Source organism: Amycolatopsis nalaikhensis (assembly GCF_030264295.1).
In the GTDB taxonomy this organism is placed as follows: Bacteria; Actinomycetota; Actinomycetes; order Mycobacteriales; family Pseudonocardiaceae; genus Amycolatopsis; species Amycolatopsis nalaikhensis.
The window spans coordinates 1284092-1308020 of sequence record NZ_CP127173.1 but is presented as its reverse complement, the minus strand read 5'-3'; the positions used below and the strand labels follow the sequence as shown (position 1 = coordinate 1308020).

21 protein-coding genes and 1 pseudogene are annotated in these 23929 nt (G+C 73.4%); 13 read left to right on the top strand and 9 right to left on the bottom strand.

Going from position 1 to position 23929, the window contains the following annotated elements:
• Positions 1–73 precede the first annotated feature (73 nt).
• Positions 74–1291 carry an MFS transporter gene (locus QP939_RS06175; protein WP_285455593.1) on the bottom strand — a complete coding sequence of 406 codons (1218 nt, stop codon included), beginning with the start codon at positions 1289–1291 and terminating at the stop codon, positions 74–76.
• Between the two features lie 97 nt (positions 1292–1388).
• The gene (locus tag QP939_RS06170) at positions 1389–2171 is read right to left on the bottom strand and encodes an IclR family transcriptional regulator (protein WP_285455592.1); all 783 of its coding nucleotides are present in this window, start codon (positions 2169–2171) and stop codon (positions 1389–1391) included.
• A gap of 195 nt (positions 2172–2366) precedes the next feature.
• On the opposite strand from QP939_RS06170, the gene hutH reads away from it, so the two are divergent.
• Genes hutH through hutI form a run of 5 tightly spaced genes read left to right on the top strand, consistent with a single transcriptional unit; the run spans position 2367 to position 9154 of the window.
• On the top strand, positions 2367–3893 hold the full coding sequence (hutH, locus tag QP939_RS06165) for a histidine ammonia-lyase (RefSeq protein WP_285455591.1): 1527 nt from the start codon (positions 2367–2369) through the stop codon (positions 3891–3893).
• Entirely contained in the window at positions 3893–5545 is a 1653-nt protein-coding gene (hutU, locus tag QP939_RS06160) for a urocanate hydratase (RefSeq protein WP_285455590.1), read from the top strand. Before hutH ends, hutU begins: the two co-directional genes overlap by 1 nt.
• Positions 5542–6738, top strand: coding sequence for an allantoate amidohydrolase (locus QP939_RS06155; RefSeq protein WP_285455588.1), 1197 nt, complete (start codon positions 5542–5544; stop codon positions 6736–6738). The genes hutU and QP939_RS06155 overlap by 4 nt, the downstream gene beginning before the upstream one ends.
• Positions 6735–8021, top strand: a complete 1287-nt coding sequence (locus QP939_RS06150; RefSeq protein WP_285455586.1) for a formimidoylglutamate deiminase — start codon at positions 6735–6737, stop codon at positions 8019–8021. Before QP939_RS06155 ends, QP939_RS06150 begins: the two co-directional genes overlap by 4 nt.
• On the top strand, positions 8009–9154 hold the full coding sequence (gene hutI, locus QP939_RS06145) for an imidazolonepropionase (protein ID WP_285455585.1): 1146 nt from the start codon (positions 8009–8011) through the stop codon (positions 9152–9154). Before QP939_RS06150 ends, hutI begins: the two co-directional genes overlap by 13 nt.
• Positions 9155–9168: 14 nt before the next feature.
• On the opposite strand, the gene QP939_RS06140 is transcribed toward hutI, so the two are convergent.
• On the bottom strand, positions 9169–10035 hold the full coding sequence (locus tag QP939_RS06140) for an esterase/lipase family protein (RefSeq protein ID WP_285455584.1): 867 nt from the start codon (positions 10033–10035) through the stop codon (positions 9169–9171).
• A 101-nt stretch (positions 10036–10136) separates the two neighbouring features.
• Here QP939_RS06140 and QP939_RS06135 point away from each other — a divergent pair, with 101 nt between their 5' ends.
• Positions 10137–11342 (top strand): PucR family transcriptional regulator, encoded by a 1206-nt coding sequence (locus QP939_RS06135; RefSeq protein WP_285455583.1) that lies wholly within the window; start codon positions 10137–10139, stop codon positions 11340–11342.
• Positions 11343–11349: 7 nt separating this feature from the next.
• Here QP939_RS06135 and QP939_RS06130 read toward each other — a convergent pair whose 3' ends face one another.
• Positions 11350–12753, bottom strand: coding sequence for a nitrilase-related carbon-nitrogen hydrolase (locus QP939_RS06130; RefSeq protein WP_285455582.1), 1404 nt, complete (start codon positions 12751–12753; stop codon positions 11350–11352).
• Positions 12754–12952: 199 nt separating this feature from the next.
• On the opposite strand from QP939_RS06130, the gene QP939_RS06125 reads away from it, so the two are divergent.
• Positions 12953–14080 carry an inorganic phosphate transporter gene (locus tag QP939_RS06125; protein ID WP_285455581.1) on the top strand — a complete coding sequence of 376 codons (1128 nt, stop codon included), beginning with the start codon at positions 12953–12955 and terminating at the stop codon, positions 14078–14080.
• An 8-nt stretch (positions 14081–14088) separates the two neighbouring features.
• Positions 14089–14310 carry a hypothetical protein gene (locus QP939_RS06120; protein ID WP_285455580.1) on the top strand — a complete coding sequence of 74 codons (222 nt, stop codon included), beginning with the start codon at positions 14089–14091 and terminating at the stop codon, positions 14308–14310.
• Here the strand turns inward: QP939_RS06120 and QP939_RS06115 are convergent.
• Both QP939_RS06115 and QP939_RS06110 read right to left on the bottom strand, forming a co-directional pair.
• On the bottom strand, positions 14292–15038 hold the full coding sequence (locus QP939_RS06115; RefSeq protein ID WP_285455579.1) for a hypothetical protein: 747 nt from the start codon (positions 15036–15038) through the stop codon (positions 14292–14294). The two genes, QP939_RS06120 and QP939_RS06115, sit on opposite strands and share 19 nt — an antisense overlap.
• Entirely contained in the window at positions 15035–15244 is a 210-nt protein-coding gene (locus QP939_RS06110; protein WP_285455578.1) for a hypothetical protein, read from the bottom strand. Before QP939_RS06110 ends, QP939_RS06115 begins: the two co-directional genes overlap by 4 nt.
• Positions 15245–15310: 66 nt before the next feature.
• Here QP939_RS06110 and QP939_RS06105 point away from each other — a divergent pair, with 66 nt between their 5' ends.
• The 3 genes and pseudogenes from QP939_RS06105 (at position 15311) to QP939_RS06095 (ending at position 18284) form a co-directional block, all read left to right on the top strand.
• The gene (locus QP939_RS06105; protein ID WP_285455577.1) at positions 15311–15994 is read left to right on the top strand and encodes a dienelactone hydrolase family protein; all 684 of its coding nucleotides are present in this window, start codon (positions 15311–15313) and stop codon (positions 15992–15994) included.
• A gap of 46 nt (positions 15995–16040) precedes the next feature.
• Entirely contained in the window at positions 16041–17615 is a 1575-nt protein-coding gene (locus QP939_RS06100; RefSeq protein ID WP_285455576.1) for a sensor histidine kinase, read from the top strand.
• A pseudogene (locus QP939_RS06095) lies at positions 17612–18284 on the top strand (response regulator). Before QP939_RS06100 ends, QP939_RS06095 begins: the two are co-directional and overlap by 4 nt.
• Here QP939_RS06095 and QP939_RS06090 read toward each other — a convergent pair.
• Entirely contained in the window at positions 18229–19374 is a 1146-nt protein-coding gene (locus QP939_RS06090; RefSeq protein ID WP_285455575.1) for an FAD-dependent monooxygenase, read from the bottom strand. The pseudogene QP939_RS06095 and the gene QP939_RS06090 sit on opposite strands and share 56 nt — an antisense overlap.
• 49 nt (positions 19375–19423) lie before the next feature.
• Here QP939_RS06090 and QP939_RS06085 point away from each other — a divergent pair, with 49 nt between their 5' ends.
• Together QP939_RS06085 and QP939_RS06080 are read left to right on the top strand one after the other, a co-directional pair.
• Positions 19424–19963, top strand: coding sequence for a TetR/AcrR family transcriptional regulator (locus QP939_RS06085; RefSeq protein WP_285455574.1), 540 nt, complete (start codon positions 19424–19426; stop codon positions 19961–19963).
• A gap of 30 nt (positions 19964–19993) precedes the next feature.
• Positions 19994–22219: a hypothetical protein gene (locus QP939_RS06080; RefSeq protein ID WP_285455573.1), complete on the top strand. Its 2226-nt coding sequence runs from the start codon at positions 19994–19996 to the stop codon at positions 22217–22219.
• Position 22220: 1 nt separating this feature from the next.
• On the opposite strand, the gene QP939_RS06075 is transcribed toward QP939_RS06080, so the two are convergent.
• Complete coding sequence (locus QP939_RS06075; RefSeq protein ID WP_285455572.1) at positions 22221–23009, bottom strand: ABC transporter permease; 789 nt, start codon at positions 23007–23009, stop codon at positions 22221–22223.
• Positions 23006–23920, bottom strand: a complete 915-nt coding sequence (locus QP939_RS06070; RefSeq protein WP_285455571.1) for an ATP-binding cassette domain-containing protein — start codon at positions 23918–23920, stop codon at positions 23006–23008. Before QP939_RS06070 ends, QP939_RS06075 begins: the two co-directional genes overlap by 4 nt.
• Positions 23921–23929: the final 9 nt, after the last annotated feature.

The following is a 23929-nucleotide window of genomic DNA, read 5'->3' as shown; positions in this document are numbered from 1 at the left end:
CGGCCGGTGACGGAGCCGGTCCGGCTCGACGTGGTGAAGGGAGGCGCGCCATGTGCGGACGCGACAACTGAGGTCATCGTTCCTCCAGCCCGACCCGGCGCCACGCCCTCGCGATCGGCACGGCCACCGCGGCACCCGCCGCCCCGGCCACGGCGATGGTGTGCGCCGGGCCCACTACTTCGGCCAGCGCACCCGCCGCCGCCGCGCCGACCCCCTGCACGGTGAGCAGGCCCGCCGAGTTCACCCCCGCGCACTGCGCGCGGTGCTCGTCCGGCACCCGCCGCATGAACGAGACCGTGCCCTGGATGTTGTAGCCCGTCGCCAGCAGCCCCGACACGGCCAAGAGCAACACCGACAGCACCAGCCCCGGCCGGAACACGAAGAACACCAGCGGCAGCCCCGCCGCGATCCCCAACAGACCGAGTACCCGCACTTGGACGTGCTCCGGCACCGCCTTGCCGAACACGAACCCGCCGAGCACGCTGCCCGCCGGGTCGGCCGCCATCAGCAGCCCCACCAGCGTCGCGCCCGCCCCGATCCCCGCCGCGTACGGCGCGGCCAGCGCCTCCGGGACGATGTAGAACCCGGCCAGCCAGTTGAGCGCCACCAGCGTCCGCAACGCCGGAGTCCGCCAGATCAGCCGGATGCCCGCACCGGTCGTCGACAGCCAGGCCGCGCGGACCACCTGGGCGACCGCCGCGCGCCGCCGGACGCCGGTGACCAGCAGGACCGCCGACACCAGGAACGTCGCCGCGTCCAACGCCAGCGCCGCCGACGGCGTGAGCGCCGCGATCAGCGCGCCGCCGCCGGCGAACCCGGCCAGTTGCGCGCCCTGGATCGTCACGTTCCGCAGGGCCATCCCGGTCAGGTACCGCTCGCCTTCGAGGACCGTCGGCAGCAACGCCTGCTGCGCCGCCTTGAACGGGCCGCCCAGCGCCGTCAGCACCGCGACGAGCAGGCACAGCACCCACAGCGGAACACCGGGGACCGCGATCACCGCGACCAGCGCGGCCCGGGCGACGTCGGCCGCCACCATCACGTCGCGGCGCGGCCACCGGTCGCCCGCGCCGGCCAGCAGGACCCCGCCGAGCAGGGACGGCACGTACGTCAGCGCGTAGGTCAGGCCGGTCAGCGCGGCCGAGTCGGTGCGCTCGAACACCAGCACCGCCAGCGCGACCCTGGCGAGCTGGTCGCCGCAGACCGACAGCAGCTCGGCGGCCCACATCGCGCGGAACTCGGCGACGGCGAGCACCGCGCCGAACCCGACCCTCGTCACCCGTGCGTCGTCCATCGCAGGCGCCCCTCGAAACCGCTGTTCAGTCACGGTAATCACCGAGCGGAGTGGAATCGAGCCGTTCGGTGACAGTTGCCCCGATCGCACCAGCGCCTCAGCCCGGGTGGCCGCCGATCCGGCTGGTCAGCTCGGCCGCCGTCGCCGCCACTTCCGCGGCCAGCTCCGGCCACGTCTCTTCGCACGGGTCGGCCACGCAGTGGTGGCGCAGGGTCACGCTGATCGCCGCCATCGGGCGGGCGCCGTGGTCGAAGACCGGGCACGCCACCGACGCGAACCCGTCCGTGACGTGGCCGTCTTCCACCGCCCAGCCGAGGCGGCGCTCCGCGGTCAGCGTGCGCCGCAGCTCGGCCAAGGTGCGCGGGCCCCGGCCGGTGCGGAGCACGAACGCCGACGCCGACGGGAACAGCGCGCGCACGTGCGGCGCGGGCAGGTGCCGCAGGATCGCGCGGCCGGACGCCGTCAGCTGGCCCGGCAGCCGCACGCCGACCTCCGTCACCAGCGTTTCCGGCCGGACCGGGCGTTCCTTGATGAGGTAGAGCGACTCGTTGCCGTGCAGGACGCCCAGGTGCGCGGTGTGCCCGACGCGGTCGACGAGCTTGCGCAGCAACGGCCCGGCCAGCCGTTCGAGTGGGTCGTGGCGCAGGTAGGCCGAGCCCAGCTCGAAGGCGGCGATGCCGAGGCCGTACCGGCGTTCCGCCGGCAGGTGGACGACGAACCCGGCCGCCTCCAGCTCGCTGAGCAGGTGGTAGGTGGTCGAGCGGGGGAGGTTCGCCTCGCGCGCGATCGCCGCCGCGGTCACCGGGCCGGGGCGCGTGGCGAGCAGGCGCAGGACGGCCAGGCCGCGGCGCAATGCCGGGACTTCGCTGCTGTCGCCCACGCTCACCTCCCGCTCGATGCGCCCCAATGTGGCCTTGGTTGCGTCTCGCGCACCCAAGGCGGCCTTCGGTGCGTCTGACGCACCGAAGGCCACATTGGGGCGCTTGGGGCCAGCGTAGCTCGGGTGTCTGGGATTTCAGACGGAACCACTCTGTGGGGCGTCCCACCAGCGGTTCCGAGGGGGTGCAATAGGCCCATGCCGGAAACAGTGCTCCTGGGCTCCGCACCACTGACCGCCGCCCAGGTCGTCGATGTCGTCCGGGGCCACGCGCCCGTCGGGCTCACGGATGCCGCCGAGAAGAACCTCGCCGCCACCCGTCAGCACATCGAGAACCTCGCCCACGCCGTCACGCCCACCTACGGCGTCTCGACCGGCTTCGGCGCCCTCGCCACCCGTCACATTCCCGTCGAGAGCCGGACCGCGCTGCAGCGCAGCCTCATCCGCTCGCACGCCGCCGGGGCCGGGCCCGCCGTCGAGCCCGAGGTCGTCCGCGCGCTCATGCTGCTGCGGCTGCGGACCCTCGCCAGCGGCTACACCGGCGTCCGGCCGGGCACGGCGCAAACGCTTGCGGCCCTGCTCAACGCCGACATCACGCCGATCGTCCACGAGTACGGCTCCCTCGGCTGCTCCGGCGACCTCGCGCCGCTGGCCGCCGTCGCGCTGGCGCTCATGGGCGAAGGTGAAGTGACATACCGCGGCGAGGTGGTGAAAGCCGCCGAAGCGCTGAAGCACGCCGGGATCGAGCCGATCGTCCTCGCCGAGAAGGAAGGCCTCGCGCTCACCAACGGCACCGACGGCATGCTCGGCATGCTCCTGCTCGCCGCCGCCGATCTGCACAAGCTGTTCGACATCGCGGACATCACCGCCGCGATGAGCGTCGAGGCCCTGCTCGGCACCGACCGCGCCTTCGCCGCCGACCTGCAGGCCCTGCGCCCGCATCCCGGGCAGGCGTTGAGCGCCGCGAGGATGTGGCAGGCGCTGCAGGGCTCGAAGATCGTCGAGAGCCACCGCGGCCCGGACTGCAACCGCGTCCAGGACGCCTACTCGCTGCGCTGCGCCCCGCAGGTCCACGGCGCCGCGCGCGACAGCCTCGCCCACGCCGAACTCGTCGGCGACCGGGAACTCCAGTCCGCTGTGGACAATCCGGTCGTGCTCGCCGACGGCCGCGTCGAGTCCAACGGCAACTTCCACGGCGCGCCCGTCGCCTACGTGCTCGACTTCCTGGCCATCCCGATCGCCGACGTCGCCAGCATCGCCGAGCGCCGCACCGACCGGATGCTCGACAAGGCGCGCTCGCACGGCCTGCCGCCGTTCCTCGCCGACGACCCCGGCGTCGACTCCGGCCACATGATCGCCCAGTACACGCAGGCCGCCGTGGTCAGCGAGCTCAAGCGGCTCGCCGTGCCCGCGTCGGTCGACTCCATCCCGAGCAGCGCCATGCAGGAGGACCACGTCTCCATGGGCTGGTCGGCCGCGCGGAAACTGCGCAAGGCCGTCGACGGCCTGACCACGGTCCTGGCCATCGAACTGCTGACCGCGGCCCGCGCGCTCGACTTCCGCGCGCCGCTCGAGCCGTCGCCGGTCACCGGCGCGGTTCGCGACCTGCTTCGCACGAAGGTCGCGGGCCCCGGCCCCGACCGCCACCTGGCGCCCGAGATCGCGGCCGCCGAAGAACTCGTCCGCTCCGGCGCCGTCCTCGACGCCGCCCGTCTGGAGGTCTGATGTCCCGCGTAGTCCGTGCCGCCCGCGGCACCCAGCTCACCGCCAAGTCGTGGCAGACCGAAGCCGCGCTGCGGATGTTCCACAACAACCTCGACCCCGACGTCGCCGAGCGGCCCGAAGACCTGGTCGTCTACGGCGGCACCGGCAAGGCCGCCCGCAACTGGGCCAGCTTCGACGCGATCACCCGCGAACTGACCACTTTGGACACCGACGAGACGCTGCTCGTCCAGTCCGGCAAGCCGGTCGGAGTGTTCCGCACGCACGAGTGGGCGCCGCGCGTGCTCATCGCCAACTCGAACCTCGTCGGCGACTGGGCGACCTGGCCCGAGTTCCGCCGCCTGGAGGCCCAGGGCCTGACGATGTACGGGCAGATGACCGCGGGCTCGTGGATCTACATCGGCACCCAGGGCATCCTGCAGGGCACGTACGAGACGTTCGCCGCGGTCGCGAAGAAGAAGTTCGGCGGCAGCCTGAAAGGCACGCTGACCGTGACCGCCGGGCTCGGCGGCATGGGTGGCGCGCAGCCGCTGGCCGTGACCATGAACGACGGCGTCGCCCTGGTCATCGAGTGCGACCCGCAGCGCGCGCACCGCCGCGTCGAGACGCGCTACCTCGACGAGGTGGCCGACGACCTCGACGACGCCATCGCCCGCGTCACCAAGGCGAAGAAGGAAGGCAAAGCGTTGTCCGTCGGCGTTGTCGGCAACGCCGCCGAAGTGCTGCCGGAGCTGCTGCGCCGCAACGTCGAGGTCGACATCGTCACCGACCAGACGTCGGCGCACGACCCGCTTTCGTACCTGCCCAAGGGCGTGGACGTCGCCGACTGGCACGACTACGCGGCCAAGAAGCCCGACGAGTTCACCGACCGCTCCCGCGAGTCGATGGCCGACCACGTCGACGCCATGCTCGGCTTCCTCGACCGCGGCGCCGAAGTCTTCGACTACGGCAACTCCCTGCGCGGCGAGGCCAAGCTCGGCGGCTGCGAGCGCGCGTTCGACTTCCCCGGCTTCGTGCCCGCCTACATCCGCCCGCTGTTCTGCGAGGGCAACGGCCCGTTCCGCTGGGCCGCGCTGTCCGGCGACCCCGAAGACATCGCCGCGACCGACCGCGCGATGCTGGAACTGTTCCCGGAGAACGAATCCCTCGCACGCTGGATCAAGATGGCCGGGGAACGCGTTGCCTTCCAGGGACTTCCGGCGCGGATCTGCTGGCTCGGCTACGGCGAGCGGCACCTGGCCGGGCTGCGGTTCAATGAGATGGTCGCCAGCGGCGAGCTGAAGGCGCCGGTCGTCATCGGCCGCGACCACCTCGACTCCGGCAGCGTCGCCTCGCCGTACCGCGAGACCGAGGGCATGGCCGACGGCTCCGACGCGATCGCCGACTGGCCGCTGCTCAACGCGCTGGTCAACACGTCGTCCGGGGCGAGCTGGGTGTCGATCCACCACGGCGGCGGCGTCGGCATGGGCCGGTCCATCCACGCGGGCCAGGTCAGCGTCGCCGACGGCACCGAGCTCGCCGCGCAGAAGCTGGAGCGGGTGCTCACCAACGACCCGGGCATGGGCGTCATCCGGCACGTCGACGCCGGGTACGACCGGGCGAACGACGTCGCCGACGAGCGCGGCGTGCGGGTGCCGATGCGGGAGCGGGCGTGACGGCTTCGGGTCTGCTGGCGGAGATCGGCGACGTCGGGCGCGACCCGAAGCGCGGCGGCTATTCGCGGCACGCCTTCGACTCGCCCGAGCACGACCTGCGGGCCTGGTTCGTGGAACGTGCGCTGGGACTCGGGCTGGACGTCGACACCGACCACAACGGCAACATCTGGGCCTGGTGGGGTCCGCCCGGCCCGGACGCCGTCGTCACCGGCAGCCACCTCGACTCGGTGCCCGGCGGCGGCGCCTTCGACGGCCCGCTCGGCGTCGTCAGCGCGCTGGCCGCCGTGGAATCCTTGCAGGCACGCGGTTTCCGGCCGGGCAAGCCGTTCGCCGTCGTCGTGTTCACCGAGGAGGAGGGCGGCCGGTTCGGCGTCCCGTGCCTGGGTTCGCGGCTGCTCACCGGCACGATCGACGCCGACAAGGCGCGCGGCCTGCGCGACGCCGACGGCGTGACGTTCGCCGAGGCCGCCGCGAAGTCCGGCTTCGACCCGGAGCGGGTGGGCCCCGACCCCGACCGGCTCGGGCTGATCGGCCGGTTCCTCGAACTGCACGTCGAGCAGGGACGGGGGCTCATCGACCTCGGTTCGCCGGTGGCCGTCGGCAGCACGGTGATCGCGCACGGGCGGTGGCGGTTCTCCTTCGCCGGGCAGGGCAACCACGCCGGCGCGACGCTGCTGGCCGACCGCGCCGACCCGATGCTGCCCGCCGCCGCGACGGTCACCGCCGTCCGGCGGCTGGCCCGCGCGGTGCCGGACGCGCGCGCGACCGTCGGCCGCCTGGTGCCGACGCCGGGTGGCACCAACGTCATCGCGTCCACTGTGGACCTATGGCTCGACGCGCGGGTCCCCGGGACCGCCACACCCGAGCTGGTCGAGGAGATCACCCGGGCGGCCGAAGCCGCGGCGGCCGAGGAGGGCTGCCGGGCCGAGGTGACCCGGGAGTCCTATTCGGACGACGTCGTGTTCGACGACGCTCTCCGTCGCGACCTCGGCGGCTGGCTCGGCGGGCCGCCGGAGCTGCCGACCGGAGCCGGGCACGACGCGGCGATCCTCGCCGGGTTCGTCCCGGCCGGGATGCTCTACGTGCGCAACCCGACCGGCATCAGCCACTCGCCGGAGGAGTTCGCCGAGGCGGACGATGTCGAGGCGGGCGCCGCGGCGCTGGCCACGGTGCTGGAGCGGCTGGCGCGATGACGACGTACTGGTGCGAGCGGGCTTGGCTGCCGAGCGGAATCGCCACCGGGGTCGCGATCGAGGTCACCGGCGACCGGATCACGGCGGTGACCCCGGGCGCCCCGCGCGCGGGCGTCGTGCTGACCGGCCTGACGTTGCCCGGTTTCGCGAACGGGCATTCGCACGCCTTCCACCGGGCGCTGCGCGGCCGGACGCACCACGAGCGCGGCACGTTCTGGACGTGGCGCGAGCGGATGTACGCGCTGGCGTCGCGGCTCGACCCTGATACGTATCACCGGCTGGCGCGCGGGGTCTACGCCGAGATGGTGCTGGCCGGGTACACGAGCGTCGGCGAGTTCCACTACCTGCACCACGCTCCCGGCGGGAAGCCGTACGCGGACCCGAACGCCATGGGTGAGGCGCTGCGGCAGGCCGCGGCCGACGCCGGGATCCGGCTGACGCTGCTGGACACCTGCTACCTCGCGGGCGGCATCGGCGTCGAGCCGGACGAGGTCCAGCGGCGGTTCTCCGACGGCTCGGCCGAGGCGTGGGCTGCCCGGGTCGCGGCGCTGAAAGAGGACGACGGGTTCCGCGTCGGCGCGGCGATCCATTCGGTGCGGGCCGTCCCGGCGGACCAACTGTCGCTTGTGGACAGTCCGCGCGTGGTGCACGTCCACCTTTCCGAGCAGCGCGCGGAGAACGAGCAGTGCCTGGCCGCGTACGGCCGCACACCGACCGAGCTGCTGCACGAATGCGGGGTGCTGACCGACCGGCTCGTCGCCGTCCACGCGACCCACCTGACCGTGTCGGACATCAACCGGTTGCGCGGGGCCCGCGCGTGCTTCTGCCCGACCACCGAACGCGACCTCGGCGACGGCATCGGCCCGGCCCGCGCGCTGCGCGACGCCGGGGTCCGGCTGGGGATCGGCAGCGACAGCAACGCCGTCGTCGACGCCTTCGAGGAGACCCGCGCGCTCGAGCTGGACGACCGCCTGGCCGCGGAGGAACGCGGCCGGTTCACCGCCGAGGAGCTGCTGGCGGCCGGGACCGACCACGCCGCCGTCGGCTGGCCCGAGGTCGGCGCGCTCGCCGAGGGGGCGGGCGCGGACTTCGTCACGGTCGGGCTGGACTCGGTCCGGACGGCCGGGATCGAGCCGTCGGGCGTCGTGTTCGCGGCGTCCGGCGCGGACGTCCGGCACGTCGTCGTCGCGGGCCGCGAGGTGGTTCGGGACGGCAGGCACACGCTGATCGAACGACCGGAAACCGTGCTGGCGAAGGAGATCGAGGCACTGTGGCAGTCCTGATCACGGGTATCGGCGAGCTGACGACGAACGACCTCGGGCTGGGCCGGGTGACCGACGCGGCGCTGGTCCTCGACGGCGGGCAAGTCGCCTGGGCGGGTCCCGCGGCGAAGGCGCCGGACGCGGACGAACGCGTCGACGTCGAGGGCCGCGCGGTGCTGCCGGGCTGGGTCGACAGCCACACGCACCTCGTCTTCGCCGGTGACCGCACCGCCGAGTTCGAGGCGCGGATGGCGGGCAAGCCGTACACGGCGGGCGGGATCGCGATCACCGTCGGCGCGACGCGCGAGGCGTCCGACGAGCAGCTGGCGGCGAACCTGCGTCGCCATGTCGACGAAGCGGCCCGGCAGGGGACGACCTGCCTGGAGACGAAGACGGGCTACGGGCTCACGGTGGCCGACGAGGCGCGTTCGGCGCGGATCGCCGGGGAGGTGGCGGACGAGGTGACGTTCCTCGGCGCGCACCTGGTGCCGCCGGGCGCCGACGCCGAGTCCTATGTGGACCTCGTGTGCGGTGAGATGCTCGACGCGGTCGCGGAAAGCGTGCGCTGGGCGGACGTCTTCTGCGAGACGGGCGCGTTCGACGAAGCCCAGTCGGCGCGGGTCCTGAAGGCCGCGGCCGAACGCGGGCTCGGCCTGCGCGTGCACGGCAACCAGCTCGGCGAAGGTCCCGGCGTGCGGCTGGCGGTCGAGCTGGGCGCGGCCAGCGTCGACCACTGCACGTACCTGAGCGACGCCGACGTCGAGGCGCTGGCGGCGTCGGAGACCGTGGCGACGCTGCTGCCCGCGTGCGACTTGTCGACCCGGCAGGCGCTGGCCCCGGCCCGGCGGCTGCTCGACGCGGGCGCGACGGTCGCGCTGGCCAGCAACGCCAACCCGGGCAGCTCGTACACGACATCGATGGCGTTCTGCGTCGCGACGGCAGTGCTGCAGATGCGGATGACGATCGAGGAAGCGGTCTGGGCGGCGACAGCGGGAGGGGCGAAGGCGTTGCGCCGCGACGACGTCGGTGTGCTGCGGCCCGGCGCGCGGGCGGACGTCCACGTGCTCGACGCGCCGTCGGTGACGCACCTGGCGTACCGGCCGGGGGTGCCGCTGACGCATTCGGTGTGGCGCGCCGGGGAACGCGTGCGCTGACGTCGAGGTCGCGTTCACAGCGGCAGAGCGAACGGCGTGCAGGTCGGCTGGTAGCTCGCGTCGAGCGCGTGCAGGATCAAGCCGGTCACGTTCGGGTCGATCGCCTGGCTCAGGTGGCCCGAGTAGTCCGAGGCGCAGAAGTCCTGCAGCACGATGTCCGTCGTGCCCGGCTCGCCCAGGACGCCGCTCGTGTAGGGCGTGACGACCTCGTCGTAGCGGCTGACGATGCTCGTGTACGTCGGCCCCGGCACGTGCACGCCGCCGCGGGCGAGGTCGTCCAGGAACGCCGACGGCGCCAGGTATTCGGTGCACGCGCCGCACGCCGTCGTCAGGATCGAGCCCAGGCCGGGCACCGTCGCCAGGAGGGCCTTGGCGAGCGCGTCGAGGCCGCCGAGCGTGGTGCCGCGGTAGTTCGCGCCGAAGCCGACGAAGTGCTCGACCTTCGCCGCGCCGCCGAGGAACTTGAGGTAGTACGCGGGCATCGTGCTGCCCTCCGAGTGCCCGACGAGGTCGACCTTCGCCGCGCCCGTTTCGCTCCGGACGCGCTCGACGAACCGGCCCAGCTCCGCGGCGCTGTCGCGCATCGACGCCAGCCCGCCTACGCCGGGCCCGAACACCCCGGTGCCGTAGGTCAGGGAGAACACGCAGTAGCCCCGCGCGGCGAGCTTCGGCGCGTGGAAGAACCAGTTGACCGAGTCGTTGGCGCCGAGGCCGTGCACGAGGACGACGGGCTCCGGGTGCGCGGCGCTCGGCGCGCACGACCAGTCGTTCCAGCCGCCGCCCGTCGCCGCGTCGGCGACCGCCGGGGCGGCGGCGCCGAGGGTGAGTGCCGCGACGACCGCGGTCAGGACGCGCTTGACACCGCCGTTGGTGACCCGCATTCCGTGCCTCCAGTTACCCGTGAGTAGTGACGGATGTCATGATGTGGCACAGTCGCTTGCTCGCGACATGGGACGACGCTCAGAGTTGATCGGGGTCCGTTGTGACAGATGACAAGACCGGCTTCCGGCTCGGGGGTCAGGACCTCGCCGACCGGCTCACCGCCGCGCTGCCCTCGATGACCCGCGTGGTGCTCGGCGAGCTTGTCGAGCGGCTCTCGGCGTACCGGCTCATGCCGGGCGAGGAGCTGGCCGGCGACATCAGCCGCGTGATCGAGCAGACTCTCCGCTCGTTCGTCCGCGTGCTCCGCACGAGAGCCCTGCCGACACCCGCCGAGGTGGCGTTCCTGCGCGAGTCGGCGGCCCGGCGCGCGGAGGAGGGCATCCCGATCGACGTGGTCCTGACCGCCTACCACGTCGGCATCCAGGTGACCTGGGACGCGATGACCGCGGACGCGCGGCCCGGCGACATCGCCGACGTCATGGCGGTCAACGCGCTGCTGCTGCGCTACCTCGAACTGATCACCCCCGCCGTCGCCGGCGGCTACCTCGCCCAGCAGCAGTCCATTTCCGGCGACGAACATTCGGCGCGGCAAAGCCTGCTGGCGGCGCTGCTCGGCGGCGAGCCCGCGCGGGAGGCGGCCGACCAGGCCGGGCTGCGGCTGCCCGCGCGCTACTCGGTGGTGGCCTTGGGTTTCGGCGCGCACCCGGATGAGACGTCGGCGGACGTCGACGCGGCCGTCGCGGCCCGCCGGAAACTGCGGCGGCTGCGGGCCGAACTGGAACGGCAGGTCCGCGAGCCGATGCTGGCGTCGCTGACGACCGACGGCGGGCTCGTCCTGCTCCCCGAACGCGATCCGGCGTGGCTGGCCGACGTCGTGCGCGCGCTGAGCCGGGCGGCGGCGGTCGAGGTGACCGCGGGCGTGGCCGTCGCCGAGCCGGACGAGGTGGTCACGGCGGCGCCGTGCGCACGCCGGATCCTCGCGGTGGCACGGACTTTCGGACGCCCGCCGGGCGTGTACCGGCTGGACGACGTGGTGCTGGAGTACCAGCTGTCCTGCCCGAGCGAGGCCCGCGACCGGCTCGCCGAACTGCTGGACCCGGTGGCGGACAAGGCGGACCTGCTGGAGACGCTGCGGGCGTACCTGCGCCTCGGCGACCGCCGCACGACGGCGGCGCGGCTGCACGTCCACCCGAACACCGTCGACTACCGGCTGCGCCGGGTCCAGGCCCTGACCGGCCTCGACCCGACGGCGACGGCGGACATCACCCTGCTCGGCGCCGCCGTCGTCGCCCGGTCCGCGGGCTGAGACCGGCCTATGCCACCCCGACGCGCTCGGCGTCCGACCGGCGGCGGACCGCGGTCGCGATCCCGGCCAGCGCGACCAGCCCGCAGAGCCACGCGAACCAGTCGCCGAACCGGGCGTACGGGGTCTTGCCCGGCCCGAGCGGGACGTCCGCGACGACCACCGAGAACGGGCTGCCGCCAGTGTGGGTCTCGGCCAGCACGCGGCCCCGCGCGTCGGCCAGCATCGGCGTGCCCCGCGCCGCGCTCCACGCCACCGAAAAGCCGTTCTCGACGCCGCGGATGAGGGCCGTGCGGCTGTGCTCCCAGCCGTCGACGTCTTCGTCGGAGGCCGGGATGAGGACCAGGCCCGTTCCGGCGTCGCCGTAGTCCCGGCTCGGGTCGGCGAAGTTGACGTCCATGCACACCATCAGGCCGAGCCCGGCGAAGCGGGTCAGCTCGGTGCCGGACGCGAGGTTCGGCGAATCCCCGTTGTGCCACTTGCGGTATTCGGCCGTTCCCCCGGACGGCGGGATGGCGAGCGCGGCGTTGAACCGGCCCTCCGGAGTCGTGTCGATGACGCCGGTGACGACGTCGAGGTTCTTCGCCCGCGCCACCTGCGTGAACGCCTCGACCAGGTGAGGACGGCTGGTCTGGTCCACCGCGAAAGTCGCTTCGGGCAACACGACGACGCCGATTCCGGCGGGCAGCCGCCCGATCTCGTCCACATAGGACTGGAGGACCGCTTGGCCGTCCGGGGTGGCGACGTCGGCCGCCCACGGGTGCCGGGCCGGGGCGACCACCGCGACCCGCGTCGACGGCCCGGTGAGCGGTGGCACCGTCCAGACGGCGAGCCCGGCCAGGACGGCCACGACGACGACCGCGGTACCCAGCCGAGTCGCGCGCCGCACGCCGGGCGCGAGCGCGGCGGCCACCGCGGCCGGGACGAACAGCACCAGGAACTCCACGCCCCAGCCGCCGGTCACCGCGGCGATCCGCAACACCGACGGCCGGTCGGCCTGGGTGGTCATGAAAGTACCCATCAGGCCGGTCGGGTTCAGCAGCGAAACGCCGTAGAGCGCGACGGTCCACAACGCGGGCGCCGCGACCGCCGCCAGCACCGCGTGCCCGCGCCGGGCCAGCAGCCCGAACAGCCCGGCGCACACCGCGAAGAGCACCGCACTGCCGCCGAGGATGCCGAGCGCGGCGGGCCGCGGGACCGACAGCGAATGCCAGAAGTAGCTCCAGGTGCCCGCGCTGCCCGCGAGGTGGGCGGCGAACGCGCAGGCGAGCGTGGCCCAGCCGGGCACGCGCGGCGCGAGCAGCAGGATCGGCAACGGCGCCAGCCACGCCAGCTCCGGCACCGGATCCAGGCCGGTGCCGAAGAAGAACAACACCGCCGAGGCGAGTGCCGCCAAGACCGCCCGCTTGCCCATGACCGCCCCTTTCGTCCGGGAAAAGACGTTCGCAGGCTCCGGAACCGGACGCACTGGGCCAGACCACCCGATCCGTGGTCGGGCTGGCCCCACCCCGGTTCATCGAGAGTTCAGGCAGCCGTCACACGACCGGGATCGGCCCGGCCGAAGTTGATCAGTAGCGTTGCCAATGAACAGTTCCGGCGACGGAAGAGGCGCCATGGACTTCTCGCTCATCGTGCTCGTGGTGATCGTCGCGGCACTGGCCTTCGACTTCACCAACGGCTTCCACGACACCGCCAACGCGATGGCCACCTCCATCGCCACCGGTGCCCTCAAGCCGAAGGTCGCCGTCGCCGTCTCCGCCGTGCTGAACCTCGTCGGCGCGTTCCTCTCGGTCGAAGTCGCGAAGACGATCTCCGGCGGCATCGTCGACGACACGAAGGTGACGCCGGTGATCATCTTCGCCGGGCTGGTCGGCGCCATCGTGTGGAACCTGCTGACCTGGCTGGTCGGCCTGCCGTCCAGCTCGTCGCACGCCCTCTTCGGCGGGCTCATCGGCGCCACCTGGATCGCCTCCGGCGCGGACGCCGTCCACTTCGCCAAGGTCGTCGAGAAGGTCCTGATCCCCGCGCTGGCGTCGCCGATCGTCGCCGGGGTCGTCGCGACGCTCGGCACCTTCCTCGTCTACCGGATCACCGCCCGCGCGAACCAGGACGTCGTCGGCCGGACGTTCAAGACGGGCCAGGTCGTTTCGGCGTCGCTCGTCTCGCTCGCGCACGGCACCAACGACGCGCAGAAGACGATGGGCGTCATCACGCTGACGCTGATCGCGTCCGGTTCGCTCGCGCCGAACTCCGGCCCGCCGGTCTGGGTGATCCTGGCCGCGGGCACCGCGATCGCGCTCGGCACCTACCTCGGCGGCTGGCGGATCATCCAGACCATGGGCAAGAAGCTGACGGAAATCCGGACGCCGCAAGGCTTCGCGGCCGAAACCAGCGCGGCCGCGGTGATCCTGGCGTCGTCGCACCTCGGGTTCGCGCTGTCCACCACGCACGTCTGCTCGGGCGGCATCATCGGGTCCGGGCTCGGCCGCAAGCTCGCCGAGGTCCGCTGGGGCGTCGCGGGCAAGATGGTCGTTGCCTGGACGCTGACGCTGCCCGCCGCCGCGGTCGTCGGCGCGGTCGCCGCCGAGGTCTCGAAGCTCGGCACCTGGGGCACCGTGCTGGTCGGCCTCGCCGGGGTCGTCGTCGCGCTGGGCATCTACCTCGCCTCGAAGCGGAACCCGGTCAACGCCAAGAACATCAACGAACCCGCCGCCGGCGTGCCGCAGCCGGTCAACGCCTGAGGAGTGCCGTGACCATCGACTGGAGTGCCCTCGGCACCGTCTTCGTCATCGCCCTCGGCTCGGTCGCCGTGCTGGCGAGCCTGTTCTCCTTCGGTGTCGTCGGGCTTTCGCAGCGCGAAGCGGCCCGCGAGGCGGGTGGCTCGGGCACCGGGCAACTGGCGGGCGCGGTCGTCTGCTTCGCCGTCTGCGCGGCGATCATCGGGTACGGGATCTACTTGATCGTCGCCTGAGCGCGTTCCCGCAGGCCCTCCGGCAACCCGCCGAGCATCGGCTTGAGCGTCGCGCGGCGCTCGTCGCCCAGGTGGTTGAGCAGGTCCAGCGCCGGGGTCCAGAGGTCCTCGTCGGCCCCGGCCGCGGTGAGCAGCCGGCCGAGCCGGTGCGCGGGCAGCAGGCCGACGACGTGGTCGATGCGGCGCTTGTCGTCGAGCACGAACGCGATCCGCAGCAGGCCGGGGTCGTCGATCTCCTCCAGCGCCCGCCGCACGGTCGGGTCCGGCAGGTGCCCGACGAACCGGCCGAGGGTGATCCAGTCCTCGCGGCGCGCCAGCTCGGCGGCCACCGCGAGGACGGTGTCGAGCGGGATGCGCGAGATGATCGCGCTCGCCCGCCGCGGGTCGAGCTGCGCCGCGACCTCCGCCAGGAACCGCGGGCTCAGCCGCTTGGCGACGTCGACGCCGCGGGCGACGTCGACCAGCCCGGCGATCCGGGCGCACAGCAGCGGGCCGAACACCTTCTCGGCGATCTTGGCGAGCACCCCGCCGGGCAGCAGCCGCGCGGCCAGCGCCATCCGCTGCAGCACCGCGATGTTCGCGTCGAACAGCGTGTCGGTGACCTGTTCGCGGAAGGCGCGCAGGTCGTCCGCGTCGACCCGGGCGAGGTACTCCAGCCGCTCGGGCTCGACGTCCAGCACGCGGGCGAGCTTGAGGATCTCCGCGCGGGCCTCGTAGTCCTCGGTCACAGGCCGACCGCCTTCCGGACGGCCCCGCGCAGCAGCGCCGGCACGTACCGGAGGCCTTCCTCGCCCGCCTCGGCGAGCGCCTTCGCCTGCCGCCTGCGCGCGGCGCGCAGCGCGTCGGCGAGGTCCTGCCGCTCGTGCGGTTCGAGGGCCTCGATGCCTTCGGGGAGGTAGCCGCCCAACTGATCGGCGAGTGTGCGCTCGGCCATGGTGGATCATCATGCAACACGGGGCGCGCTACCGTGCGGATATGCCCATCGAGACGTCCACGGTCCGTGTCGGCGAGCTTCTCCGCGTACCTCGCGCGGCCGGACTCCGGGTCGGCGACCGGAATGCTGCTCCTGCCGATGATCACCGGTATCGGCGCGCAGGTCCGCGCCTGGGCCGACGAGCTCGCCGGCCGCGGCATCACCGCCCTGACCTGGGACGTCTTCCACGGCGCGAGCACCGACAACACCTCCCGCGAGGACCTCGGCGCGAAGCTCGGCGACCTGCGCGACGAACCCGCGCTCGCCGAGCAGACGGCGTTGCTCGACCACCTGCTCGGCGACCTCGACTGCACGTCGGCCGGAGTCATGGGCTGGTGCCTCGGCGGCCGCTTCGCGCTCCTGCTCGCCGCCCGCGACCCGCGCCTGTCCGGCGTCGTCGCCTACCACCCGACGGTCCGCGACCCGGCGCCGCCCAACCACGAGCTCGACGCCGTCGCCTCGGCGGCGGACATCACCGCGCCGGTGCTCGTGGCCTACCCGGAGGCCGACGCCGTCGTCTCGCACGAGACGTTCGCCCGGCTGCAGACGGCGTTGCAGTCCCGGCCGCGCGGGGCGACGTTCACCCAGCACTTCCCGGGCGCCGAGCACGGCTTCAGCGACTCCGCGCGGCACGGCACCGAAGTCAACGCCGACGCCTTCGCGCTGTCCTGGCCGCAGACCCTGGCCTTCGTGGACACCCTGAAAGGTTGACTTTCGGCAGTGGTCGGCATCCGGCGCGCCTTGTAGCTTCGAACCCGTGCGGGAGGTGACGAAGCGCAGGTGGCGCGTGGTGCTCGACGTGCTGCTGGCGCTGTTCCTGGCGTTCACCGTCGTCTCCGACTCGGTGACCACCCGCTCGGCGTGGGAGCTCACCGGCGGCCTCGCCGTCGTCGCGGCGTCGGTCGCGACGGCCCGGCGGTACCCGGCCGTCTCCCTCGGCATCGCGCTGGCCGGGACGCTCGCGGTGCCGTTCCCGTACGGCGACCACGTGCCCGTGTGGACGGTGTTCGTGCTGGTCGCGATGAGCTACCTCGCCGGGCTGCGGATGAAGCGGGCGCGGCCGGGCGTGCTGACCGGCGCGGCCGTCGCGCTGCTCGGGATCCCGCTCTCGCTGCTCGTCGCCCCCGACGGGCTCGGCGACTGGGCCGCCATGGTCGCCATCCTGGTGTTCGCCGGGCTCTCGCCGTGGCTGCTCGGCCGGTACGTCCGCGTGCGCGGCGAGCTCGCCCGCACCGGGTGGCGCCGGGCCGAGGAGATGGAGAGCAGGCAGCGGCTGGTCGCCGACCAGGCGCGGTTGCGCGAACGCGCGCGGATCGCCAGCGACATGCACGACTCCCTGGGCCACGAGCTGAGCCTGATCGCCGTCCGCGCGGCGGCGCTGGAGGTCGCGGGCGGCCTCGACGAAGCCCAGCGCGGCGCGGCCGCCCAGCTGCGGGTCAGCGCCGCGGCGGCGACCGACCGGCTGCGCGAGATCATCGGCGTCCTGCGGGAGGACGCGGCGCCGGTCGAGCCGGTGCAGGGCGACCTCGGCGAGCTGATCGCCCGGGCTCGGGCGTCCGGGTTGCTCATCGAGTCCACAGTGGACAGCGAGGCGGCGCCGCCGATGGTCGCCCGCGCCGCCTACCGCGTCGTCCAGGAAGCCTTGACGAACGTCGCGAAGCACGCGCCCGGCGCCGCCGTGACCGTCCGCGTGACCAGCTCCGCCGAACTGACCGAGGTGAGCGTGGTCAACGCGCCGCCGCCCGCCGGGCCGCTGCCGGGTGCCGCGTCGGGGCACGTCGGGCTGATCGGCCTGCGCGAGCGCGTCCGGCTCGTCGGCGGCACGCTGCGGGCGGGGCCGCACGAAGGCGGGTTCGCCGTCACCGCGACGCTGCCGCACGACGCCGCGCCGGTCGAGGAGACGCCGGAGCTGCGCGAGGCCGCCGACGACGAGGTCGGCCAGTCGACGTCGGCGCAGGCACTGGAGCTGGCCCGCCGCGACGTGCGGCGCAGCCTGCTGCAGGCGGTCGCCGTCCCGCTCGCGCTGTTCGCCGTGGTGCTCGCGGTCAGCGGGATCGCGTTCCTCTACCAGTGGAACTCCTCCGAGCTGCCCGGCGCGGTCTACGAGCGGCTGCGGATCGGGCAGTCGCGGGCCGAGCTGGCCCCGCAGCTGCCGGAGCACCAGCGCGCCGCCCGCCCGGTGCGCGGCGAGCCACCGCCGCCGGCCGGCGCGGTGTGCGAGTACTACGGCTCCGGACGGTCGTGGCTGTGCGACGACTACGCCGCTTACCGGTTGTGTTTCGCTGATGGGAAGCTGGTGGCGAAGGACTGGTTCGCCGAGGGGGCATCGTGATCAGGGTGGTACTGGCCGACGACGAGGCGATGATGCGCGCCGGGGTGGCGGCGATCCTCGGCGCGGACGCGGGGATCGAGGTCGTCGCCGAAGCCGCCGACGGCCGCGAGGCGGTCGAGAAGGTGCTGGCCACGCACCCGGACGTCGTGCTGCTCGACATCCGCATGCCGGGGCTGGACGGCCTGGGCGGCCGCCGAGATCCGCAAGCTGCTCCCGGCCACCGGCGTCATCATGCTGACCACGTTCGGCGAAGACGACTACATCGAGCGCGCGCTGAGCCTCGGTGCGGGCGGCTTCCTGCTGAAGTCCGGCGACCCGCGCGAGCTGCTGGCGGGCATTCACGCCGTCGCCGACGGGGCCGCGTTCCTCTCCCCGAAGGTGGCGCAGCGGGTGATCGCCCGGCTCTCCGGCGGGCAGCTGGCGCGGGCCTCGGCGGCGCGCGAGCGGATCGCCGCGCTGACCCCGCGTGAGCGGGAAGTGCTGACGCTGCTCGGGTCCGGACTGTCCAATGCGGACATCGCGGCGAAGATGTTCGTCGTCGAAGGCACGGTGAAGGCGCACGTCAGCACGATCCTGACCCGGCTCGGGGCGAAGAATCGGGTGCAGGCGGCGATCACGGCGTACGAGGCGGGACTGGTCGGGGGAGACGCGGCGGCCGCCACCCCGTGATCTCCGCGCCCACCCGCACGGTCACCCGCGCCGGGAGGAGCTTTAGCACGGCGGTGCGGAGCTTGACCGCGGCGGCGTTCGTCAGCTGGGGGCCGAGCTTGCCCATCCGGACGGACTCGCGAGCCACCTTCTGGCTGCGCGGCCGCCGCTGCGCGTCATAGCTCTTCAGCGCCTCGTCGACGTCCTTTGTGGACACGGCGTGCGCGAGCACGGTCGCGTCTTCGAGCGCCTGGCACCCGCCTTGGCCGAGGAACGGCGGCATCGCGTGGGCGGCGTCGCCGAGCAGCGCGATCCGGCCGCGGACGTACGTCTCGAGCGGCGTGCCCAGGTAGTAGAGATCGTGGTACAGCAAGGATTCCGGGGACGTCGCGTCGATCAGCGCGGGGATCGGGTCGTGCCAGTCGCCGAAGTGCTCTTTCAGGTAGGCCTTGAGATCCTCCGGGCGCCGGTTCGGTTCGGTGACGTAGGAGACCCACCAGTAGACGTCGTCGCCGGGCAGCGGCAGGACGCCGATCTCGGTGCCGCGGTCGAAGCTCGTGCTGAGCCGCGCCCCGGGGAACTTCGTGACGCCGCGGAACGCCGTGCTGCCGCTGTACACCGGCTCGGGGTGGTGCGGGAAGAGCGCGCGGCGGATCGGGCTGCGGATGCCGTCGGCGGCCACGACGAGGTCAGCCCGAAGTTCCCCGCCGGTGAAGCGGACCAGCCCGTCTTCGCGGACTTCGGTGACTTCGGCGTTCGTCCGGAGGCTGTCCGCGGGGACGGCCGCACGGAGGGCGTCGATGAGGTCGCGGCGGTGGATCGCGCCGAGCGGGCGGCCGTGGATGCGGGCGAAGGCGGCGGCGTCGTAGCGGGTGACCCGGCGGCCGCGCCGGTCCTGGAACCCGCCCTCGTGCTGGGGCGCGAGGTGGCCGCCCAGGTCCACGCCCAGTTCGTCGAGGCAGCGCAGGGCGTTCGGCCACAGCGAGATCCCGGCGCCGACGTCCCCGAACTCCTTCGCCTGCTCCAGGACGGTGACCGTCCAGCCGACCCGGTGCAGCCCGGCCGCCGCGCCCAGCCCGCCGATGCCCCCGCCGACCACCACTGCTTGCATGACTCCTCCTCTACATCTGTAGAGGACTCTACACCTGTAGAGTGCGCTCGTGGACCGGGTGGAACAGATCGGCGACGCGGCGATCGAGGTGCTCGCGGCGGAGGGCATGCGCGGGTTGACCCACCGCGCGGTCGACCGGGCGGCGGGCCTGCCGTTGGGCTCGACGTCGTACTACGCGCGCACGCGGGCGGCCCTGCTGGAGCTGACGATCCGGCGGATCACCACGCTCGACCAGGTCGAGGCGCCGATCCCGGCGGGCGGGCTGGCGGAGGCCGTCGCCGGTTACGTGCACGACGCGATCACGGCGGGCCGCACGCGGATGCTCGCGCGCTACGAGTTCGCGTTGGAGTCCACCCGGCGTCCCGAACTGCGCGCGGCCTACGACGAAGGCGGGCGCCACATCCGCCGCCGGGCGGCGGAGGTGCTGGCGGCGCTCGGTTCGGCCGACCCCGGCCGCCACGCGACCCTGGTGGTCGACTGGATGGACGGCACGATCTTCGGCGCGCTGGCGGGAGCGTCGGAGCCACCGTCGTTCGAATCCCTGGTGACGAGCGCGCGGGAGGTCCTCGCGGGCATCGGCCTGGGGTAACGCGGGTGCGCGCCGCCGCGAGTTAAAGGGATGGCAACCGACACGCTGAGCCCGCTCGAGCGGACTCTGCTGGAGCACGTCGAGCGCGGTGAGCTCCTCGACCTGGCCGGTGCCGAGTCCACGGACGAGAAGGCCATGCGCGCGTGGCCGCGGTCCCGGACGATCCGGGCCGGGATCCTGCGCGAGGTGCTCCGCAGGCGACTGGTCGCCGAGCCCGATCCGCACGGCGTGCGCCTGCGGGGCGCGCGCATCGCCGGTCGGGTGGACTTGGAGAACCTGACGAGCTCGGCCTGGCTCGAACTGACGGACTGTTTCCTCGACGAGGGCCTCAACGCCCGTGATGCGACCCTCCCCGGTCTCGTGCTGGACGGGTGCCTCGTCGAGCACCCGGCCAAACCGGCGATCGACGCCGAGCGCGTCACCGCCACCACTCTCGTGCTCGATCGCGCGACCATCCGGGCGAACGGCGAGCGCGGCGCGGTCTGCCTGGCCGGTGCCCACCTCGGGCGCCTGGACTGCACCGACGCGGACGTCCGCGGCGAGTCCGGTCCCGCGCTCGACGCCGACGGTCTGCGCGTCGACCAGAGCCTGGTCCTGGACGGCCTGAAGGCGGTCGGCGCGGGCGCGAACGGGACGATCCAGCTGACCAACGCGGTCATCGGCGGCCTGCTGACCTGCACGGGCGGCACCGTGCGCAACAAGTCCGGCTGCGCGATGGTCGCCGACGGGGTCCGCGTCGACGCGGGCATCTACTTCCGGGACGGGTTCGAGGCGGTCGCCACCGCACCGGACGGGGCGATCCGGCTGGTCGGCGCGCACGTGGGTGGTCAGCTGGACTGCACGCGGGCCAAGGTGCGCAACAAGTCCGGCACGGCGCTCGACGCCGCGAACCTGCGGGTCGACCAAGGCTGCTACTTCGACGACGCCGACCTGGCCGGTACCGGGGACGATGGCGCCGTCGACCTGACCGGTGCCCACGTCGGCGGGCCGTTCGAGTGCACGGGCAGCCGCGTGCGCAACGAATCCGGCCCGGCCCTCAACGGCACCGGCCTGGAGGTCGACCAGGGCGTCGTCCTGCGTGACTCGGAGGTGGTCGGCGCGGGCGAGAGCGGGGCGATCACCTTCGTCGGCGCGCACCTGCGCAGCAAGCTGGAGTGCACGTCGGTGCGTGCCACCAACGAATCCGGTCCCGCGCTCCACGCCGAGTTCCTGCGGGTCGGGCAGACCCTGTACCTCGGCGACTGCACCGCGGCCGGGGCGGTCAACCTGCTCGGCGCGCACATCGGCGGGCAGCTCAACTGCTGGGACTCCAGCCTGCGCAACGAGTCCGGCCCGGCGCTCAACGCCGACAGCCTGCGCGTCGAGCAGAGCGTGTTCTTCCGCGGCCGGTTCGAAGCGATCGGCGCGGGCGAGAGCGGGGCGGTCAACCTGACCGGCGCCCACGTCGGCAGTCAGCTGGACTGCTCGGGGCTGAGCGCGCGCAACGAGTCCGGTCCGGCGCTCAACGCCGACAGCCTGCGCGTCGAGCAAAGCCTGTTGCTGCGGGACCGGTTCGAGGCGGTCGGCGGTGGGGAGGCGGTGGCCGTCAACCTGATCGACGCCCGGATCGGGAGTGCCTTCGACTTCGAACCCGCGCGCCTGGCCCACCTGACCAGCCGCCGGTACCGGCTGGACGCCACCGGATTGGTCTACAGTGGACTCCCCATCGGCGTCGGCGCGGCGGCGTGGCTGAAGCTGCTGCGGGAGGCCACGCCCGCCTACGCGGCCCAGCCCTACCAGCAGCTCGCCGGTGCCCAGCGCGCGGCCGGGCACGACAACGAAGCCCGGCGCACCCTGATCGAACAGCGCCGCGCGCAGCTGGACCGGGGCGCGCTCACCACGGGTGGCGAGCGCGCCTGGGCCCGGCTCACCGGGCTGACCCTCGGCTACGGCTACCAGCCGTGGCGCGCGCTCCTCGGGCTCGTCGGCGCGCTGACGGTCGCCGTCGTGCTCGCCTGCTGGCTCGGCGGGCAAGGCGGCCTGGCGCACGTGTCGCCGGGTGCCGCCGCCTCGCCCTGCACGCTGGTCGAGCGCGTCGGCGTCGGACTCGACCTCGGCTCGCCCCTGATCAGCACCGGCGCTCGCGCGCAGTGCGACTACACCCGGACCACGACCGGGGCGGTCCTCACGGTGGCCGGCTGGGCGCTCCGGCTGCTCGTGTGGGCCTTCGCCACGCTGTTCATCGTCGGGTTCACCGGCGCGGTCCGGAAAACCTGACTCAGGCGTCGCGGCGCCGCAGCACCGCCGCGCCCGCGACGAGCGCCGCCGCGGCCCAGGCCGCGCAGATCACCAAACCCACCCACGGCGCGTACGGCGCCGGGGCCATCGTGATCGGGTTGGGCTGTCCCGCCTCGACCATCGCGTTCACGCCCGCGATGCCGGGGAAGTACGGGATCCACGCCGCCAGCCCCAGCGACCCGACGATCAGCGGCAGCGGCACCAGCAGCACGATCACCGTCACCAATGTCCCCGCCGCGCTTCGCAGGGCCCAGCTGGTGCCCGTGCACAGCAGCCCCAGCAACGCGAAGTAGCCGCCCATGCCCGTCGCCGTCGTGACCGCCGCCGTCGCCGACGTCGGCAGGCCGTGGCCCGCCTTCACCGCGCCCGCCAGCGCCATGCCCGCCAGCGACAGGACCACCCCGGTCGCGAACAGGACCGGCAGCAGCACCGCCGCCTTCGCCAGCACGACGCGGGCGCGCACCGGCGTCCACAACAGCGTCGAGCGGATGCCGCCGCCCGCGTACTCGCTCGTCACGAACAGCGTCGCCAGCGCGATCACCGCGAACTGCGCCAGGTAGAACCCGCCGCCGAGGGCGATCGTGTGCGCGCCCGTCGGCTGGTCGCCGTCGACGCGCTGGGCGAGCGCCGACAGCGTGCTGTAGCCCAGCATCAACGCCGTGGCCGTGATCAGGCACCACCACGTCGCCCGCACCGACCAGAACTTCGTCCACTCCGCGGCCACCGCGCCCGGCAACCCGCCGCCGCGGACCTCGACCGAAGCCGTCATGCCGACACCCCGTATTCCACCGAAGAAGCGGTCAGTTCCATGTAGGCCTGCTCGAGCGACGCCGTCCGCTCGGCCAGCCCGTGCACGCGGATCCCCAGTTCGTGCACCAGATCGCCGACGCGGGTGACGTCGAGGCCGTCGACCACCAGCTCGCCCGGCTCGCCGGGATGCGTCAGCCCGCCCTCGGCCCGCAGCCGCCGGTCGAGCACGTCGCGGTCGCCGTCGGCCGGGACGCGCACCGCTACCGTCGTCCGGGAGTTGCCCGCGATGAACTCCGCGACCGGCGCGTCGGCCAGGAGCTTGCCCTTGCCGATGACGACGAGGTGGTCGGCGGTCAGCTGCATTTCGCTCATCAGGTGGCTGGAGACGAACACCGTGCGCCCCTCGGCGGCCAGCGACCGCATCAGCTGCCGCACCCAGCGGACACCGTCCGGGTCGAGGCCGTTGACCGGCTCGTCGAACATCAGGATGCCGGGGTCGCCGAGCAGCGCGCCCGCGATGCCCAGCCGTTGCCCCATGCCGAGCGAGAACTGCCCGGCGCGCTTGCCCGCGACGTCCGAAAGCCCGACCGTGGCCAGGACTTCCTCGACGCGGCCGGGCGCGATCCCGTTGCTGCGCGCCATGGCCAGCAGGTGTTTCCCGGCGCTGCGGCCGGGGTGCAGGGCCTTGGCGTCGAGCAGGGCGCCGACCTCGCGCAGCGGGTGCCGCAGCTCGGCGTAGCGCCGCCCGCCGACCAGGACCTCGCCTTCCTGCGGGTGGTCGAGCCCGACGGTCATCCGCATGGTCGTCGACTTCCCCGCCCCGTTGGGGCCGAGGAACCCGGTCACCTGGCCCGGCGCGACGTCGCAGGTGAGCGCGTCGACGACGGTCTTCTCCCCGTAGCGTTTGGTGAGTCCCCTGAGTGTGATCATGCGACGAAG

Bases quoted from the DNA above. Each gene is read 5' to 3' on its own strand.
- QP939_RS06175 (WP_285455593.1), bottom strand. From the start codon at position 1,291: ATGGACGACGCACGGGTGACGAGGGTCGGGTTCGGCGCGGTGCTCGCC.
- hutH (WP_285455591.1), top strand. From the start codon at position 2,367: ATGCCGGAAACAGTGCTCCTGGGCTCCGCACCACTGACCGCCGCCCAG.
- hutU (WP_285455590.1), top strand. From the start codon at position 3,893: ATGTCCCGCGTAGTCCGTGCCGCCCGCGGCACCCAGCTCACCGCCAAG.
- QP939_RS06150 (WP_285455586.1), top strand. From the start codon at position 6,735: ATGACGACGTACTGGTGCGAGCGGGCTTGGCTGCCGAGCGGAATCGCC.
- QP939_RS06140 (WP_285455584.1), bottom strand. From the start codon at position 10,035: ATGCGGGTCACCAACGGCGGTGTCAAGCGCGTCCTGACCGCGGTCGTC.
- QP939_RS06130 (WP_285455582.1), bottom strand. From the start codon at position 12,753: ATGGGCAAGCGGGCGGTCTTGGCGGCACTCGCCTCGGCGGTGTTGTTC.
- QP939_RS06125 (WP_285455581.1), top strand. From the start codon at position 12,953: ATGGACTTCTCGCTCATCGTGCTCGTGGTGATCGTCGCGGCACTGGCC.
- QP939_RS06110 (WP_285455578.1), bottom strand. From the start codon at position 15,244: ATGGCCGAGCGCACACTCGCCGATCAGTTGGGCGGCTACCTCCCCGAA.
- QP939_RS06090 (WP_285455575.1), bottom strand. From the start codon at position 19,374: ATGCAAGCAGTGGTGGTCGGCGGGGGCATCGGCGGGCTGGGCGCGGCG.
- QP939_RS06080 (WP_285455573.1), top strand. From the start codon at position 19,994: ATGGCAACCGACACGCTGAGCCCGCTCGAGCGGACTCTGCTGGAGCAC.
- QP939_RS06075 (WP_285455572.1), bottom strand. From the start codon at position 23,009: ATGACGGCTTCGGTCGAGGTCCGCGGCGGCGGGTTGCCGGGCGCGGTG.
- QP939_RS06070 (WP_285455571.1), bottom strand. From the start codon at position 23,920: ATGATCACACTCAGGGGACTCACCAAACGCTACGGGGAGAAGACCGTC.